Source organism: Parapedobacter tibetensis (assembly GCF_024704835.1).
GTDB classification, from domain to species: Bacteria; Bacteroidota; Bacteroidia; order Sphingobacteriales; family Sphingobacteriaceae; genus Parapedobacter; species Parapedobacter tibetensis.
This window is the reverse complement of sequence record NZ_JAMXBE010000007.1, coordinates 160320-177808: the sequence shown is the minus strand read 5'-3', so window position 1 is coordinate 177808 and position 17489 is coordinate 160320. Positions and strand designations below refer to the sequence as shown.

The window sequence follows — 17489 nt, the reverse complement described above, 5'->3', positions numbered from 1 at the left end:
GTGGAATCACGGAGCCTTTTTTGTTTTACAATGAAGTCATCACACTTTGATTTCCACTTCCACGCCACTGGGCAATTCGAGTTTCATCAAGGCGTCCACTGTTTTTGAATTGGAACTATAAATATCCAACAACCTTTTGTAAGCACACAGTTGAAATTGCTCACGTGCTTTTTTGTTCACGTGTGGTGAACGCAAAACGGTGTACACTTTCTTTTCAGTGGGCAAGGGGATGGGGCCGCTTACCACAGCACCTGTAGGTTTTACAGTTTTAACGATTTTCTCGGCAGACTTATCCACCAAGTTGTAATCGTACGATTTCAATTTGATTCTAATTCGTTGGCTCATGTTATGTATTTAAAGTTAGGATTGCTTGTTAGAGCTATTAGTAACAAACAACCGGGTTATTTTCTATCAAGCGTTTACTTTGCCCTTAGCTTTGGCAATCACCTCGTCTTGAACGTTCTTGGGTGCTTCGGCGTAATGGTCGAATTCCATGGTGGAAGTAGCACGTCCTGAAGTGATGGTACGTAGTTGTGTCACGTATCCAAACATCTCTGAGAGTGGTACTAGGGCCTTGATGACCTGAGAACCAGCACGGCTGTCAATGCCTTGCAGTTGCCCGCGGCGGCGGTTAAGGTCACCCATCACGTCTCCCATATTTTCCTCTGGCGTAAGCACTTCAATTTTCATGATAGGCTCCATAAGTACGGGCCTACATTTAGGAAGGGCTTCGCGGAATGCCGAACGAGCAGCAATTTCAAATGACAGTGAGTCGGAGTCGACTGCGTGGAACGAACCATCTATCAAACGAACTTTCATGCTTGACAGTGGATATCCTGCCAACACACCATTTACCATAGAGGTCTCGAATCCTTTCTGTACAGACGGGATATACTCCTTGGGAATAGAACCACCCACGATTTCATTAATGAACTGAAGTGGTGACTTGCTCAGGTCGTAGTCAGGATCCACGGGAGAGACAACCACCTGTATATCGGCAAATTTACCACGGCCACCGGTTTGCTTTTTGTATACTTCACGGTGTTGGGTAGTGCCCGTAATGGATTCCTTGTATGCTACTTGTGGGGCTCCTTGGTTTACTTCAACCTTGAATTCACGTCTCAAACGGTCGATCAAGATATCCAAGTGGAGCTCACCCATGCCGGAAATAACAGTTTGTCCGGTTTCCTCATCGGTCTGCACACGGAATGTGGGATCCTCTTCAGCCAATTTTCCCAAGGCAATACCCAATTTGTCCACATCGGCTTGTGTTTTTGGTTCAATTGCTAAACCAATTACAGGTTCAGGGAAATTCATGGATTCCAACACGATGGGATGTTTTTCGTCGCAAAGTGTGTCACCTGTTTTGATATCTTTAAAACCAACAACGGCACCAATATCCCCTGCTCCGATATTCGGAATAGGATTTTGTTTATTGGCATGCATTTGGAAGATACGGGAAATCCGTTCCTTATTGTCCGAACGGGCATTGTATACATAAGAACCAGCATCCAGGTTACCTGAATATACTCGAATGAAGCAAAGGCGACCTACAAATGGGTCTGTCGCGATTTTAAAAGCCAAGGCAGCGAAGGGTTCTTTCATGTCCGGTTTACGGCTGGTTTCCTGTTCCGTGCGTGGATCCAGCCCTTTTACGGCTTCCTGGTCCATCGGAGAAGGCAACAGTTCCATCACCAAATCGAGCATGGTCTGCACGCCTTTATTTTTGAAGGCAGATCCGCATAACATCGGTACAATGGAATTATCGAGTACGGCTTTACGCAACGCGTTCAACACTTCCCTTTCCGTGATGGAATCCGGGTCATCGAAGAATTTCTCCATTAGCGATTCATCATAGCTCGCTACGGATTCCAATAGTTTTTCCCGCCAATGGGCCACGTCTTCCATCATATCATCGGGTATTGGTACCTCGGTGAATGTCATGCCCTTGTCGTGCTCGTTCCAAACGATACCACGGTTATTGATTAAATCTACTACGCCTTTAAAGTTATCCTCAGCACCAATGGGCAATTGCAAGGGGATAGCTTCTGAACCAAGCATTTCCCTCACTTGTTTTACCACGTTGAGAAAATCGGCTCCAGAGCGGTCCATTTTATTGACGAAACCGATGCGCGACACTTTGTAATTGTCGGCTAGGCGCCAGTTGGTTTCCGATTGAGGTTCCACACCATCTACGGCTGAGAATAGGAATACCAAGCCATCCAGCACACGGAGTGAGCGATTTACCTCCACGGTGAAATCCACGTGCCCAGGGGTGTCAATAATGTTTACTTGGTATCTGTCTTCGCGATAATTCCAGAATACGGTGGTAGCTGCAGAGGTGATGGTAATGCCGCGTTCGGCTTCCTGTACCATCCAATCCATGGTGGATGCCCCATCATGCACTTCACCGATTTTGTGGTTTACACCGGCATAATAGAGAATGCGTTCGGTGGTGGTGGTTTTGCCGGCATCAATATGCGCGGCAATACCGATATTTCTTGTGTATTTTAAATCTCTTGACATGTTACTACAATGTTACCTGCCTATGGCAGGTGGGAGTTTTCAAATTGCTTGATAAAAATTACACCGATTTTTAATGGATGTTTCCTGCTCCCTTTAAATCGGTGTAATTCTATATGGTGTCTTACCAAATTTAGAACCTGAAATGTGAGAATGCCTTGTTGGCCTCAGCCATCCTGTGGGTATCTTCCTTTTTCTTCACAGCAGCGCCTTCTCCCTTTGATGCCGAGATGATTTCGGCAGCCAATTTTTCATACATGGTTTTTTCACCACGTTTGCGAGCGAAGTTAATCAGCCATTTCATGCCCAAGGCAATCTTGCGCTCGGGGCGTACCTCAGTAGGTACTTGGAAGTTTGCTCCACCTACACGCCGTGATTTGACCTCCACAGCAGGCATTACGTTGTTCAATGCTTTTTTCCAGGTGTCTAAACCGTTTTCACTAGTCTTCTGTTCCACCAATTCCATCGATTTGTAAAAAATGGTATAAGCGATCGACTTCTTACCGTCGAACATCATGTTATTTACAAAGCGAGTTACCTGAGTGTCGTTAAACTTCGGATCAGGTAAAATGATTCTTTTCTTTGGTTTTGATTTTCTCATCTTATTGTCCTCCGTTTTTATTTAGCTTGTCCTGGTTTAGGACGTTTTGTCCCATATTTCGAACGGCGTTGGTTGCGTCCGGCAACACCTGATGTATCCAATGCACCACGGATGATGTGGTAACGTACACCTGGTAAGTCTTTCACCCGGCCACCACGGATCAACACGATGGAGTGCTCTTGCAAGTTGTGACCTTCGCCTGGAATGTATGCATTCACCTCTTTACCATTGGTAAGGCGCACACGAGCCACTTTACGCATTGCTGAGTTTGGTTTTTTAGGGGTAGTGGTGTATACACGTGTGCATACGCCTCTTCGCTGTGGACTGCTGTCCAACGCTGGGGATTTACTCTTGTCCACCAGAGCTACTCTACCTTTTCTAACTAATTGTTGAATAGTAGGCATTTACTGTTTTTTAATTTTTTGCTTTTATTCTTAAACTTATTTTAAGGTGGGCAAAGGTAGGAAGTTTATTTTTGATTATCAAGGGGTTTGATAAAAAAACTGCATTTGATTTCCTGCAAAACAGGTTAATCGCAAGGTACCTCAACAAGAATGCCGCCAGCCTTGAAATAGAGAAATAGTCATATTTCTTCCAAAGCAACCCGTATGCTGGAATAATGCAAGGTAGTTTTACCTTCAAACCCTGAATCGGTTGCCACGATTATCCATAGCATACCATCGTCATCTGTTGTGGCCGAAAACTCACCAGTCCGTTCTAGGAGGGTATAAACATATTCCTCGGTACCATTAGCTACATTGCCGATTACCACCATATCACTACCATCGGTACAGCATTGCTGTATTTTATCGATGTTCATCTCGTAGAAGTTATTTTCATCGGGAGCACCGCCAGCGCCGACACCACCGCTTCTCGCGTCTGAGGCGATGTGAAGTGTAAACGTTCCTTTATATCGCGTTGAAGGCTTCAGGCCTTCAGCTCTTTTGGTAAGATACATGAACAGGTCATCGCTGCGATTCATACCTGAGATGCGATAAGCGGGTTCGTTTTCATCCAATGGAGCAGGGAGCGTAGCAAGACCTTCCTCCAATTCATAAATTTCAACGTTGTCACCATTGTATTCGGAAAAGCCTGCTTGCCAGCCGTCTTTGCCGTCGGAAAAATCTGAGTAAAGGATCATCGAGTCCCTGCCACGATTTTCCTCCTTTTCACAGTTCACAAAAAACAACATCAGTAACACACCTATTCCGCTAAAAAATAACCATTTCATACTACTCCTCATTATTAATTTAATAGTTAATTTCATTATAGATAACCGTTGGATTTAGGCATTGTTTTCTTTTCTTGAGAATGAGGCGAAGCATTTTTGCTCGAAGAGATTGCCGAAGCTGGAGCGTCGTGCATCCGGGAAAACAATAAAACCCGGCTATTGCCGGGCTTCTTCTGCTTTGTGGAGCCGGAGAGATTCGAACTCTCGTCCAGACATGGTACAATATATGCTTTCTACATGCTTAGCTTCCGTTTTATTGTCGGGAAAGGGAAGGCCGGATGCTTGCCTGTACCATTTTCCTTAGTTGCTGTTTCTCGTTGGTCCGGCGCAACAACGAACCAACCAGTTCCATATTTCGGTGTCCCGGATGCTACGCTATAGAACGATACGTTAGCGGGACAAAAGCTGAGCTAATTCTAAATTAGGCAGCTAAGGCGTAGTTATTTTCGCCATTTAAAAAGTTGAAAGTTCGGATTAAAGCGCAATACTCACAACGCGCTGCATGCTTACATAACCGTCTCCATCCTGTCAATTCCGGTCGGCCCCCTGTAATAATATAGCCTACAAAGATACGATTTTATATCGAAAATGAAAGGCGGAAAATCAACCGAGTCGTATTGACACCGCATTTTTATGCGCTTGCAAATCTTCCAGTTCCGCTAATAGCTCCACCGTAGGGCCAATGTTTCGCAACCCCTCCATCGTAATATGCTGGAATGTAATTTTTTTGACAAATGAATCCACCGATACCCCTGAATATGAACGTGCATAGCCGCTTGTAGGTAAAGTATGATTGGTACCCGAAGCATAGTCTCCGGCACTTTCGGGTGTATCGTGTCCCAGAAACACCGAACCGGCATTGCTGATTTTCTGTACCAAGGATTCCCAATCTTCAGTTTCAATGATTAAATGCTCCGGGGCATACTGGTTACTGAAAGCCAAGGCCTCATCCAAGTCACTGCATAATATGGCGTAAGAATTGGCAAGGGCTTTTGCGGCCATAGTAGCACGAGGTAGTTGTGCAAGCTGTTCTTCCAAGGCAACCTGTACATCGGCAATCAGTGTTTGATCCGTACTTACCAATATGGCTTGGCTATCTGGCCCATGTTCGGCCTGTGCTAGCAGGTCGGCGGCGATGTATTGAGGGTTGCCCGTGCCATCTGCGACGACAAGCACTTCAGATGGCCCCGCGGGCATATCAATGCTTACATTGGTCTTACTTTGCACTAAGCTTTTGGCCTTGGTAACGTATTGGTTGCCCGGCCCGAATATTTTGTCTACTTTGGAGATGCTAGCTGTACCATAAGCCATGGCGGCTATAGCTTGAGCACCCCCTACCAAATAGATTTTGTCAATCTTAAGCAGTTGCAGGCAATAGGCTACATACCCATTGATCATGCCATTGGCCTGGGGAGGGGAGCAAACCACAATTTCCTTGCAGCCGGCTATGCGCGCCGGGACGCCGAGCATCAATAATGTACTGGGCAGCACGGCCGATCCTCCGGGAATATATAATCCCACTTTTTCGATGGGCCGTGGTTCGCGCCAGCATTTAACACCCGGCATGGTCTCCACCGCCTTTTCCTTGCGCAATTGGGTTTCATGGAAACGGTATATATTGGCGAAGGCAATTTCTAGCGCACGCCGTTGCTCACGCCCAATGGAGGAAGCGATGGCTGCAATTTCATCGGCTTCAAGATATAATTTCTCCAAGTGCACGCCGTCGAATCTTTCCGCGTAGGCCTTAAGTGCAGCATCACCGTTGGCCCGTACGTCGTCAATGATGGACACTACCGATTGAGTAATGGCATTGGAAGGATCGGTATTGCGCGTAAGAAGCTTTTGGATATCCGGCCCATTCAGCGAAGAATAGGTGTATGTCTTTAGCATGGTGTTTTTGGTATTAAGTATACATCAGGGCTTAAATGATGATTTTTTCCACCGGCATCACCACAATACCTTGTGCTCCAGCGGCCTTCAATTTGTTGATTTTATCCCAGAAATCCTGTTCCGAGATGACCGTGTGCACCGCCACCCAATTTTCTTCAGCCAAAGGCACAATGGTTGGACTCTTAACACCGGGAAGCAGGGCGATGATTTCATCAAGATGCCGGCGTTCCACATTCAGGACCACATACTTGGTTTCGAAAGCCCGGAGTACAGATTGAATACGTTGTATCAATTCACGAACTACCGGATTGCTATCTATGCCGTTTTTACTGATCAAAATGGCCTCTGATGCCATTACATCCGCAAAAGGTTTGAGTCCGTTGCTCCTCAATGTGCCACCGGTGGAAACGATATCAAAGATTGCGTCGCTCAACTCCAATGCAGGGGAAATTTCAACCGAGCCGGAGATCATGCGTATATCGGCTGAAATACCATTTCCATCAAGGAATTTTTTGAGGATGGTGGGATAAGAAGTGGCGATGGCTTTCCCGTTTAAATCGGCAAGTTCCATGGCTTCGCTGTGATTGGGTACAGCGATTTTGAGACTGCATTTGCCAAACCCAAGCCGCTGTAGGTATCGAACATCGGCCTCAGTTTCCATAATGACATTTTCACCCACTATGCCAAGATCGGCAATGCCATCTTGTACATATTCAGGGATATCATCATCCCGGAGAAAGAGTATTTCCAATGGGAAATTGGAAACGGTAGTTATCAAAGAACTTTTGTAATTCTCAAAGTTCAAGCCACAGTTTTTCAGCAATTGTACTGATTTTTCATTGAGCCTCCCAGATTTTTGGATGGCGATTTTCAAATTCTTCAAGGGTGTAAATTAAAATTATTAATAAAGGAAAAAACATCGTTGGTTAACTGCTTCACGTAGAAACATACATATTACATATCGCCATAAGGGCGATGGTGGATATGTATGTGTTGGATGAAAGCAATCTTCATGTTTACTATTAATAACTGTTAAGTGCAGCGGCAAATATATGAGGTAAATATCGGCATTGCAAATTTCGCCGTTAAGTTTTATTAAATGACGCCATACCTCCGTGTGATCCAGAAAAGGTAAAATCACAGAGAGCAGGTGTATAATTAATATGTTGATGCCTTTTTTTTAATTTATGTGGGGATGAATTGTTTTAATTAGGTAAAAAATGTACTTTGGCTAAAAATAAGAGGTGATAATATATGGCGAAGGATTTAGCAAACCAACAAGAGACAACTACGGGCAATACGACCCAAATATTGGAAGATGGGATACACCATGTTAATAACCCGGTATTGGATTTGCCGGAAATTGTCAAAAATTATTTAGGACCGGTAACTGGGTATCACCAGGAAAACAACAATTATTATTTCACCGATGGCAGTGCAAGCGTAGAAATCAAGGTAGTCAGTGATGAGATTATTCGGGTTCGATTGGCTCCAAAGGGACAATTCTTGGAAGACTTCTCCTATGCGGTGCCCCAAACGGACCAACATGTGGCGGTATATAATTTTGAGGAGGATCAGCAAGCATATCGCGTAAAAACCAATACCGTGGCTTGCGTGATCCAAAAGGCCGATTTTTTAATTTCATTCGAGGACCGCGAAGGCAAGGAATACAGCAAGGATTATTCACCTATGCATTGGGAAGAAAACCCTGATTTCGGCGGCTATTATGTGTACAGTACCAAAGTGGCCGTAGCCAATGAAGCCTTTTATGGATTGGGTGATAAGCCTACCCACCTCAATCTACGGGGAGGGCGGTTCACCAATTGGAATTCTGACACGTATTCGTTCCAGTTCAATCAAGACCCATTATACCGCAGCATCCCGTTCTATATCGGATTGAATGATGGAGATGCGTACGGCATATTTTTCGACAACACATTTAAGACCTATTTCGATTTTGCCGCTGAGGCACATGACCAGACAAGTTTTTGGTCGGAAGGTGGAGAATTACAATATTATTATATCCATGGTCCGCACATGATGGATGTAGTGAAGCGCTACAATAGCATTACGGGCACACATTACCTACCTCCGTTATGGGCATTGGGTTTTCATCAATGTCGGTGGAGTTATTACCCTGAAAGCAAAGTGAGGGATTTGGCCAAGAATTTCCGCGAGCGAAAAATTCCCTGTGATGCGATATACCTCGATATTGATTATATGGACGGTTATCGGTGTTTTACGTGGAACAAGCGTTATTTCCCTGACCCAAAGAAGATGATTAAGGAATTGGCAGACGATGGTTTCCGTACGGTGGTCATCATTGACCCGGGCATTAAAGTCGATGAGAATTATTGGGTATTTCGTGAAGGAAAAAAGAACCGCTATTTCTGCCGCAGGGGTGATGACTATTTCATGGAAGGATATGTGTGGCCGGGCCGTTGCCAATTTCCCGATTTTACTAACCAGGAGGTGCGTGAATGGTGGGGTGGACTGTTTAAGGAATTGGTAGATATTGGGGTGGCAGGCGTATGGAATGACATGAACGAACCGGCTGTATTTGGCAGGGGTACATTCCCGAATGACGTGCGCCATAATTTCGACGGTTACCGTGGCTCCCACCGCAAGGCGCATAACGTGTATGGCATGCAGATGGTGCGGGCCACGTATGAAGGGTTGAAAAAACTGTTTCAGAAAAAGCGGCCCTTTACCATTACCCGTGCAGCATATTCAGGTACGCAACGCTATGCTTCTGTATGGACTGGCGATAATGTGGCTACATGGGAACATTTACGCCTCGGTGTATTGCAACTCCAACGGCTGTCGACATCTGGCATGCCGTTCTGCGGTACGGATATCGGAGGGTTCAGTGGAGAACCAGATGCAGAACTTTTTACACGGTGGATACAGTTTGGGGTCTTCTCTCCCTTCATGAGGGCCCATTCAGCTGGCGATACCGCTGAACGTGAACCATGGAGCTTCGGAGCGGAGCATGAAGCGCTTAATCGTAAATTCATCGAATTGCGTTATAAGCTCTTGCCTTATATCTATTCCGTATTTTGGGAGCATACCAAATATGGATTCCCCATCCTACGTCCCGTGACTTTAATGGAACAACACCTCGACAGTAACATCCAACGGGAAGAGGAATTCTGCTTTGGCGATAAAATACTGATATCACCCGTGTTGAATCCAGGTCAACAAAACAAAACAGTGTACCTACCTACTGGTGATTGGTACTATTATTGGAACGATACTGCATATCAAGGAGGGAAAGAGCATGATGTGGTCACGCCGATGGATGAAATGCCTATATTTATAAAGGCAGGGACCGTACTCCCAGAATATCCCGTCATGCAATTTGTGCATGAGAAGAAGATCGAATCACTGAAGCTGCTGGTTTATCATAGCGTGCAGGAAGTGAATTCGTATCTATATGAAGATCACGGAGATACGTTTGCTTACGAACAACATATCTATTTGGAGAAGAAGTTTGTGGTAAAGGGAAGTTCAAAAAGTTTGAAAATCGCGCAAAACGTAGATGGTTTGTATTCAGAGAAATATGATACATATGATTTGCATTTGGTGGCTTTGCCATTTAAGGTGCAACATGTGATTGTGGACGATAAGACCCTAGTTGCCGAACAGGACGACAACGGTAGGCACGTGGTTAAAGTACCGAAAGATTTCAGGAGCATCGTAATCACCTGAGCACGCCAAGGGCTGTCCGATAGATACGTTTGTTAACCAATTATAAACCCATAGTTATGCAGAATTCGGTAGAAGTCTATTCATTGTTCACGGATTTTGATGTAAGTCTCTTTCGGTCGGGCAAGCATTTTAAACTCTATGAAAAGTTCGGTTCGCATACCCTTTTGCATAACGGTAGTAGCGGCACCTATTTTGCGGTATGGGCGCCCAATGCTGAATCAGTTTCAGTTATTGGCAATTTTAACGGTTGGAATCCCTATTCACATACCCTTTATGTGCGATGGGATGGTTCGGGTATCTGGGAAGGATTTATCCCCAATATTGGAGTAGGCGAGTTATATAAGTACCATATCCGATCATATCAGGGAGAAACGTTGGAAAAAAGTGATCCTTTTGCATTGCAATCGGAAAATCCGCCAAGGACGGCATCCCTGGTATCCACCACGTGGTATGAATGGCAAGATGAAGATTGGATGCAGGCCCGCCATCAACACAACGGGCTCAATAAGCCCATCTCTGTTTATGAAATGCATCTAGGGTCTTGGATACGTGACCCAGATGACCCAAAGCGACTGCTCAATTATAGGGAAATTGCTGAACGCTTGGTGCCTTATGTCAAAGAAATGGGCTTTACCCATGTTGAACTGCTCCCGATTATGGAGCATCCCTACTACCCATCATGGGGATACCAAATTACAGGCTATTTTGCCGCTTCAGCCCGCTATGGATCTCCTCAGGATTTGATGTATCTCACCGAACAGTTGCATATTAATGGCATTGGCGTCGTGCTGGATTGGGTGCCATCGCATTTTCCTGGTGATGCACATGGTTTATACCGGTTTGATGGCACACATCTATATGAACATCAGGATCCGCGGCAGGGTTATCATCCAGACTGGGGATCCTACATTTTTAATTATGGCCGCAATGAGGTGCGCGCTTTCCTAATCAGCAATGCCATATTTTGGCTGGAAAGATACCACGCAGATGGAATACGGGTAGATGCGGTGGCTTCCATGCTGTATCTCGACTATTCCCGTAATGAGGGCGAATGGATACCCAATGAATATGGTGGCAGGGAGAATCTGCAAGCGGTCAGTTTTCTGAAAGAATTAAATGAAGCTATATATGGCTATTTCCCAGATGTACAAACCATAGCTGAGGAATCTACCTCCTGGCCAGGGGTGAGCCGTCCGGTATATAGCGGAGGATTAGGTTTTGGGATGAAATGGATGATGGGTTGGATGCATGACACGTTGGAATATTTCAGCCGCGACCCGTTATACAGGCAACATCACCATGGGCAATTAACCTTCAGCATGTTATATGCATTTCATGAAAATTTCATGTTGCCTATTTCGCATGATGAAGTAGTTCATGGCAAAGAATCGATGGTTAACAAAATGCCCGGCGATGAATGGCAGCGGTTTGCCAACCTGCGGGTATTATATTTATATATGTTTACACACCCAGGCACTAAATTGCTATTTATGGGTTGCGAATTCGGACAGATTACTGAATGGAATTACAACCAGTCTTTGGATTGGCACCTGATGCAGCATAAACCGCATAGCGGCATTTTCGAATTCATCAAATCACTTAACCACTTGTACAGAACCGAGCCTGCGCTCTACGAACATAGCTTCAGCCCCGAAGGTTTTGAATGGATAGAAGGGGGGGATGCCCAAAATTCGGTTTTGTCATACGTAAGAAGGGGTCTCAAGCCGGAAAACGATTTGTTAATTATCTTAAACTTAACACCGGTGGTTCGTTATTTTTATCGATGTGGTTTACCTTCGCAAGGCGAATGGATCGTATTGCTAAGTTCGGATGACGACAATTATTATGGCAGTGGCATCGAACATCCGCCAGTGCAGGCGGAACCCATTCGATGGATGAATAAGGATTGGTCAGCTAACTTCACCTTGCCCCCTCTGGGCGGACTAGTCCTCAAGCAAAACCATGAAAAGCAAGTAGCCCGGGAAAAAGTAAAGCAAAGCGAAAAAATACCACTGGCAAAAACGGACAATGAGAGCCCGGTAGAAAAGAAAACGACGAAAAGGCGAGTGAAGGAAATGCCGGAACCGGAAGTCCCTACCGTGGAAGCCACTATACCTGCTACAAAGGCAATCAAAGAAGAAAAGCCACCCGTTGGACACCGCATGCCCAAGCGTAACTCATCTAATGACGAATAATTTATGGCCAACGATTCAACAGCCACCGACCCCAAGCATGTCATACATTTAAGCGCCGAATGTTACCCTGTAGCCAAAGTAGGAGGGCTCGGCGATGTGGTAGGGGCATTGCCCAAATACTTGCAGCATGCTGGGCTTAATGCTTGGGTGGTTATGCCTTGGTACAATAAACCTTTTGTGCAAAGACATGATTTCGAGGTTGTATACCGGGGAAATTTCCAACAGGGATCAAGACCATTGGAAGTACAGGTATACAAGGAAAAACATGACGTATTGGGGTTTGGCCTGTATCTGATAAAAATACCGGGACTTTTAGACCGGGATGAAATCTACAGTTATGTCGATGAAAGCGAACAATTCATGGCTTTTCAACACGGGTTTTTGCACTGGATTAACGAAGCCGCTATCATACCGGATGTGGTTCATTGCCACGACCACCATACCGGACTCATCCCGTTTTTGATGTACCATAGCGACGAGTTTACTGCGTTTAAGGATGTACCAACTGTAGCAACAGTACACAATGGGGAATACCAGGGATGGATGGATTGGAATAAAGCCATCCTGCTACCCACTTTTGATACATGGAAATGGGGATTGCTGGATTGGGATAAAGTGATTAATCCATTGGCCGCGTTGATTAAATGTTGTACGGTATTCACTACGGTATCCGAGGGATATCTTCAAGAACTAACTGAGCAAACAAATGGACTGGAACATTTGTTTTTGATGGAACAGCATAAAAGTTTCGGCATCGTAAATGGGATTGATACGATGGTATGGGATACGGAAAGGGATGATATGCTGCATCAAAACTATCGCATTACGGATGTTCAATCAGGTAAAAACAAGAACAAGGCATTCCTATGCAATGAGTTCGGCTTGGATTCCACAAAGCCGCTATTGGCCTATATTGGTCGGTTTGCTGGCGAAAAAGGAGCTGATCTTTTACCTGGAATCATAGAAAACATATTGAGCAGTGACGGTGTTGAATTGAGTATAATCGTATTAGGATCGGGGGATCCCCAAGTGCAAACGGCGATGGCCTTTTTGGCCGAAAAATATCAAGGGAAACTGGGTGTCCATATCGGTTATGAAGAGGAATTGTCGCACCGGATTTATGCCGCTGCAGATTTTTTGATCATGCCTTCACGTGTGGAGCCGTGTGGGCTAAACCAACTCTATTCGATGCGGTATGGTACCATTCCCATCGTACGACGTACAGGAGGACTTAAAGATACCGTACGTGACATCAGTGAAAAAGATGGATACGGGATAACGTTCCAGCATGCCGACATTGATGATGCGGTATTTGCCATACAGCGGGCATTGGAATTGTATAAAGATAAAAAACGGATGCAGCAACTGCGTAAGCAATTGATGAAGATCGATTTCTCCTGGGATAAATCGGCAACGAAATATGTGGAGCTTTATCGAAATATAACCAAATAGATTATGATCAAACACAATGTAATTTCCGTAGTATTGGGGGGCGGCAAGGGTACACGTCTTTATCCATTGACCGAAAAACGATCAAAACCTGCTGTACCGATTGCCGGGAAGTACCGATTGGTCGATATCCCCATCTCCAATTGCCTCAATTCGGGATATAACCGGATTTTTGTGTTAACGCAGTACAATTCCGCGTCATTGAACTCGCACATCAAAAATACCTATAACTTCAGCGTGTTCAGCAAGGGCTTCGTGGATATCCTCGCCGCCGAGCAGACGAATGAAGGCGACAAATGGTACCAGGGTACAGCGGATGCGGTACGGCATATGCAGCGCTACCTGGCACACCATGATTACGACCATTTGCTCATTCTTTCCGGCGACCAGCTTTACCAAATTGATTTTCAGGAAATGATTGAGCGCCATATCGAATCCGGGGCGGAGATATCCATCGCCACCATTCCGGTAAACGCCAAGGACGCCACATCATTCGGTATCCTGAAGTCGGACGAGGCAAGCGATATCACCGCCTTCACGGAAAAGCCCACAGCAGACCTCCTGGCTGGATGGGAGTCTGAGGTGAGCGAGGAGATGAAGGCGGAAGGCAGGGTATACCTGGCATCCATGGGGATTTATGTGTTTAACAAGAACGTGTTAGCGAAAATGCTTGCAGAACATCATGGAATGGACTTTGGCAAAGAATTGATTCCCGATTCCATCGGTAGGCATAAGGTGCATAGCTACGAATATCGGGGGTATTGGACCGATATCGGCACCATAGATTCGTTTTTCGAAGCCAATATCGGCCTCACAGACGACATCCCCAAATTTAACCTCTTCGATAAACACACCATTTTTACCCGAGGACGCATGCTGCCGCCATCCAAAGTATCAGGCACTACATTGGATAAGGTTGTCCTTGCAGATGGGTGCATCGTCGCCGCCGACCGGATAGAACGATCGGTTATCGGCGTGCGCTCACGTGTAGGAGCGGGCTCGGTCATCAAGACGACCTACATGATTGGTAATGACTTCTACCAGACGTTGGACGACATAGACGTGGCAAACAGACAAGGTATCCCATTGGCAGGGGTAGGAGAGCATTGCTACATCGAAAATGCCATTCTCGACAAAAACTGTTGCATCGGCAGCAATGTCCGTATTACGGGTGGCACGAATTTGGAAGATGGTGATTTTGAAACGCATATGATCCGTGATGGCATCGTGGTGGTCAAGAAAAGAGCGGTATTGCTTAGTGGGACGGTGATTGGGTAGCTATTCCGTATCTTTGCCCACATGGCAAATCACGACACCATAGTTGCATTGGCTACTGCTACGGGCAGTGGCGCTATTGCCGTCATCCGGCTTTCGGGAATTGACGCCATATCCATTGCCAATAAGATTTTTAAGGGTAAGGATTTAACCCTGCAAAAATCCCACACCATCCATTTTGGTATCATCCAAGATGGAAATGAGGTGCTGGACGAGGTGTTGGCGTCCATATTCATAGCCCCCCATTCCTATACCAAGGAACATGTGGTGGAGATATCCACCCACAATTCCAACTATGTAATTGAGCGGATTATCCAATTGCTCATTAAGGGAGGGGCACGCGCTGCCAAACCAGGGGAGTTTACGCTGCGTGCTTTCCTCAATGGGGGAATGGACCTCTCGCAAGCCGAGGCAGTGGCCGATCTCATTGCGTCCAATTCTGCTGCTTCCCATCAAGTAGCCATGCAACAGATGCGAGGTGGTTTTTCCAACGAATTGAAAAATCTACGCGAACAGCTTATCCATTTTGCATCGTTGATTGAACTCGAACTGGATTTTTCGGAAGAAGATGTGGAGTTTGCCAACCGCGAGCAGCTTAAAGGCCTTGTGCTAAATATTGGCGCTGTGCTTAAGAGGCTCATTTCATCGTTCGAGCAGGGAAATGTACTGAAAAATGGTGTACCCGTGGTGATTGCTGGCAAGCCAAACGTCGGCAAATCCACCTTGCTCAACACCCTGCTGAATGAAGAACGGGCCATTGTTTCGGAAATAGCCGGTACCACACGCGATACCATCGAAGACGAAATCAATATCAATGGCGTCACATTCCGCTTTATCGATACGGCGGGTATTCGCAATACTCAGGATATTATCGAAGCCAAGGGCGTGGAACGCACACGAGAGAAGATGCGGCAGGCCCGGCTTATCATTTACCTGGCCGACCCCCAACAGGATGATCTGGAAGAAATCAGTACCCAGATCGGGGAAGTGGCACTATTGGGCGTGCCTTTTGTGACGGTGGTCAATAAAACCGATTTGCTGAGACCCGATCACATTGAAGACCTGAAAGTTATTGAGCCTATTTTTATTTCTGCTAAAAACAAGGCGGGGGTGGAGGAATTGAAAGATGAGGTCTTACGTAAGGTCAACCTCCACCAGCTCAATACAGACGATGTGCTGGTCACCAATATCCGCCATGTAGAAGCACTGCAAAAAACATCGGAATCCCTGGAGAAGGTGCTTCACGGCATCGACAATCCGGTCACCTCCGATTTTCTTGCCATGGACATCCGGCAGGCACTTCACCACCTCGGTGAAATCACGGGCAGCGTATCCACAGATGACCTGTTGGAAAATATCTTCAGTAAGTTCTGTATTGGGAAGTAAAGCAGCCAGCCCGAATTCGAAATGCACGGTAGTTGGTAATCGGCTTTTTATCGAAAAAACCGTACCTTGGGCTATCTTTCTATATCGTAGAAAAACATGCCACAGAACAATGTCCGCCATTTATGGAGGGAGACGCTTTCGTCCAGGCCCGTATCCAAAGATACGTACCGGGGCATGCACCTGGCCGTATTGCGCCGGGCAGTACACCAAAAACCGGCCGAACACGTGTTTGCCATCCTATTCGAAGTCGGGGATTTCGTACTCTGCGAATCCAAAGGGCATCCGCCATCCGCCACACCCTTCGAGCTGCCTTCAAAAGAATCGGAAACGCTCTGGCTTTGCTTCCAGTTTCAGGGAACGGCCACGTTTTCTAGCGGAACATCCAGCGAACCCGGCACCCTGTTTTCCTTTATATCAACCGGCGGAGACCGGCTGCTTACCTTTCAGGCCGGAAAGCAATGGGCGCTGTACCTCGGTGTATCCGGAGCCTCCAGGGAGCAGCTGCTGGCTGAACTCCCCCTGCTGCGGGAACGGCACGGGCAACAGCCTATCCTGCAGGGTGTACCCATTTCCCATCCGGATAGACAAACGCTGGAATCATTGCCCAAACTATCGTTCGGCCCGTTCTCGACGGTACACCACATCGGGCAGCTGATCATCAAGACGTATGGCAACTACGCCCAACAACTCAAGCGGTGCCTGCAGCAACCGCAGGGGCAACCCCAGATACAGCTTTACAACCAGGCAATCGCCTATATCCGGGACAACTATATGGACGAAGCGCTGAGCCGCGAAAAGATTGCCGAAGCGCTCCATTGCTCGGCCCGGAGCCTCAGCCGCGCCTTTGAGGGCAGGCCCGCCTCCCTGAATGCCTCCATCCTGATCCTCCGCCTCTATAAAAGCAGAGAACTGCTGCGCAACGAACCCGGATGCTCCGTTGAACAGATTGCCCTGATGCTCCATTTTTTCGATGCAAGCCACTTTACCGCCCAGTACAAGAAATATTTCCACCGGACACCCCGCGAAGAACGGAAGGTCATTGGAAGCAGGAAATAAGCTGGGGGGTTGATCAGGAATGCCGGCGTCCGGAACGTAGGCGCTGGCTCTTTGGTTGGACAGGCCAGCGTCCAGGCTGTAAACGCCAGCACTTTGGTTAGACAAGCCCCTTTCCAGCACGTAAACGCCGGCTTTTTTGTTAGGCAAGCCGGTGTCCAGCACGTAAACGCCG

The 17489-nt window shown here is 46.4% G+C and carries 13 protein-coding genes and 1 other RNA gene; 6 read left to right on the top strand and 8 right to left on the bottom strand.

Annotated features, from left to right (window positions below; all coding sequences use genetic code 11):
• Nucleotides 1-39: 39 nt before the first annotated feature.
• The 8 genes from rpsJ to hisG form a co-directional block, all read right to left on the bottom strand.
• Entirely contained in the window at nt 40-345 is a 306-nt protein-coding gene (gene rpsJ, locus NF543_RS13580; RefSeq protein ID WP_090632042.1) for a 30S ribosomal protein S10, read from the bottom strand.
• 66 nt (nt 346-411) lie between these two features.
• A complete protein-coding gene (gene fusA, locus NF543_RS13575) occupies nt 412-2526 on the bottom strand; it encodes an elongation factor G (protein ID WP_257668681.1) in 2115 nt (704 codons plus the stop codon).
• A 130-nt stretch (nt 2527-2656) separates the two neighbouring features.
• Nucleotides 2657-3124 carry a 30S ribosomal protein S7 gene (gene rpsG, locus NF543_RS13570; protein ID WP_257668680.1) on the bottom strand — a complete coding sequence of 156 codons (468 nt, stop codon included), beginning with the start codon at nt 3122-3124 and terminating at the stop codon, nt 2657-2659.
• Nucleotides 3125-3141: 17 nt separating this feature from the next.
• Nucleotides 3142-3528, bottom strand: coding sequence for a 30S ribosomal protein S12 (rpsL, locus tag NF543_RS13565; protein WP_257668679.1), 387 nt, complete (start codon nt 3526-3528; stop codon nt 3142-3144).
• Between the two features lie 179 nt (nt 3529-3707).
• Entirely contained in the window at nt 3708-4355 is a 648-nt protein-coding gene (locus NF543_RS13560; protein WP_257668678.1) for a hypothetical protein, read from the bottom strand.
• Between the two features lie 178 nt (nt 4356-4533).
• Nucleotides 4534-4901: a transfer-messenger RNA gene (gene ssrA, locus NF543_RS13555) on the bottom strand.
• Between the two features lie 57 nt (nt 4902-4958).
• Nucleotides 4959-6245, bottom strand: coding sequence for a histidinol dehydrogenase (gene hisD / locus NF543_RS13550; protein ID WP_257668677.1), 1287 nt, complete (start codon nt 6243-6245; stop codon nt 4959-4961).
• 31 nt (nt 6246-6276) lie between these two features.
• Complete coding sequence (gene hisG / locus NF543_RS13545) at nt 6277-7128, bottom strand: ATP phosphoribosyltransferase (RefSeq protein ID WP_257668676.1); 852 nt, start codon at nt 7126-7128, stop codon at nt 6277-6279.
• Between the two features lie 371 nt (nt 7129-7499).
• Between hisG and NF543_RS13540 the strand changes: the two genes are divergently transcribed.
• The 6 genes from NF543_RS13540 (at nt 7500) to NF543_RS13515 (ending at nt 17317) form a co-directional block, all read left to right on the top strand.
• Nucleotides 7500-9956, top strand: coding sequence for a glycoside hydrolase family 31 protein (locus NF543_RS13540; protein WP_257668675.1), 2457 nt, complete (start codon nt 7500-7502; stop codon nt 9954-9956).
• Nucleotides 9957-10012: 56 nt separating this feature from the next.
• Nucleotides 10013-12151, top strand: a complete 2139-nt coding sequence (gene glgB / locus NF543_RS13535) for a 1,4-alpha-glucan branching protein GlgB (protein ID WP_257668674.1) — start codon at nt 10013-10015, stop codon at nt 12149-12151.
• Nucleotides 12152-12154: 3 nt separating this feature from the next.
• Entirely contained in the window at nt 12155-13603 is a 1449-nt protein-coding gene (locus tag NF543_RS13530) for a glycogen synthase (RefSeq protein ID WP_257668673.1), read from the top strand.
• A gap of 6 nt (nt 13604-13609) precedes the next feature.
• Nucleotides 13610-14878 carry a glucose-1-phosphate adenylyltransferase gene (locus tag NF543_RS13525; RefSeq protein WP_257668760.1) on the top strand — a complete coding sequence of 423 codons (1269 nt, stop codon included), beginning with the start codon at nt 13610-13612 and terminating at the stop codon, nt 14876-14878.
• Nucleotides 14879-14899: 21 nt separating this feature from the next.
• Nucleotides 14900-16261 (top strand): tRNA uridine-5-carboxymethylaminomethyl(34) synthesis GTPase MnmE, encoded by a 1362-nt coding sequence (gene mnmE / locus NF543_RS13520; RefSeq protein ID WP_257668672.1) that lies wholly within the window; start codon nt 14900-14902, stop codon nt 16259-16261.
• 96 nt (nt 16262-16357) lie between these two features.
• Entirely contained in the window at nt 16358-17317 is a 960-nt protein-coding gene (locus tag NF543_RS13515) for an AraC family transcriptional regulator (RefSeq protein WP_257668671.1), read from the top strand.
• The last annotated feature ends 172 nt before the right edge of the window (nt 17318-17489 follow it).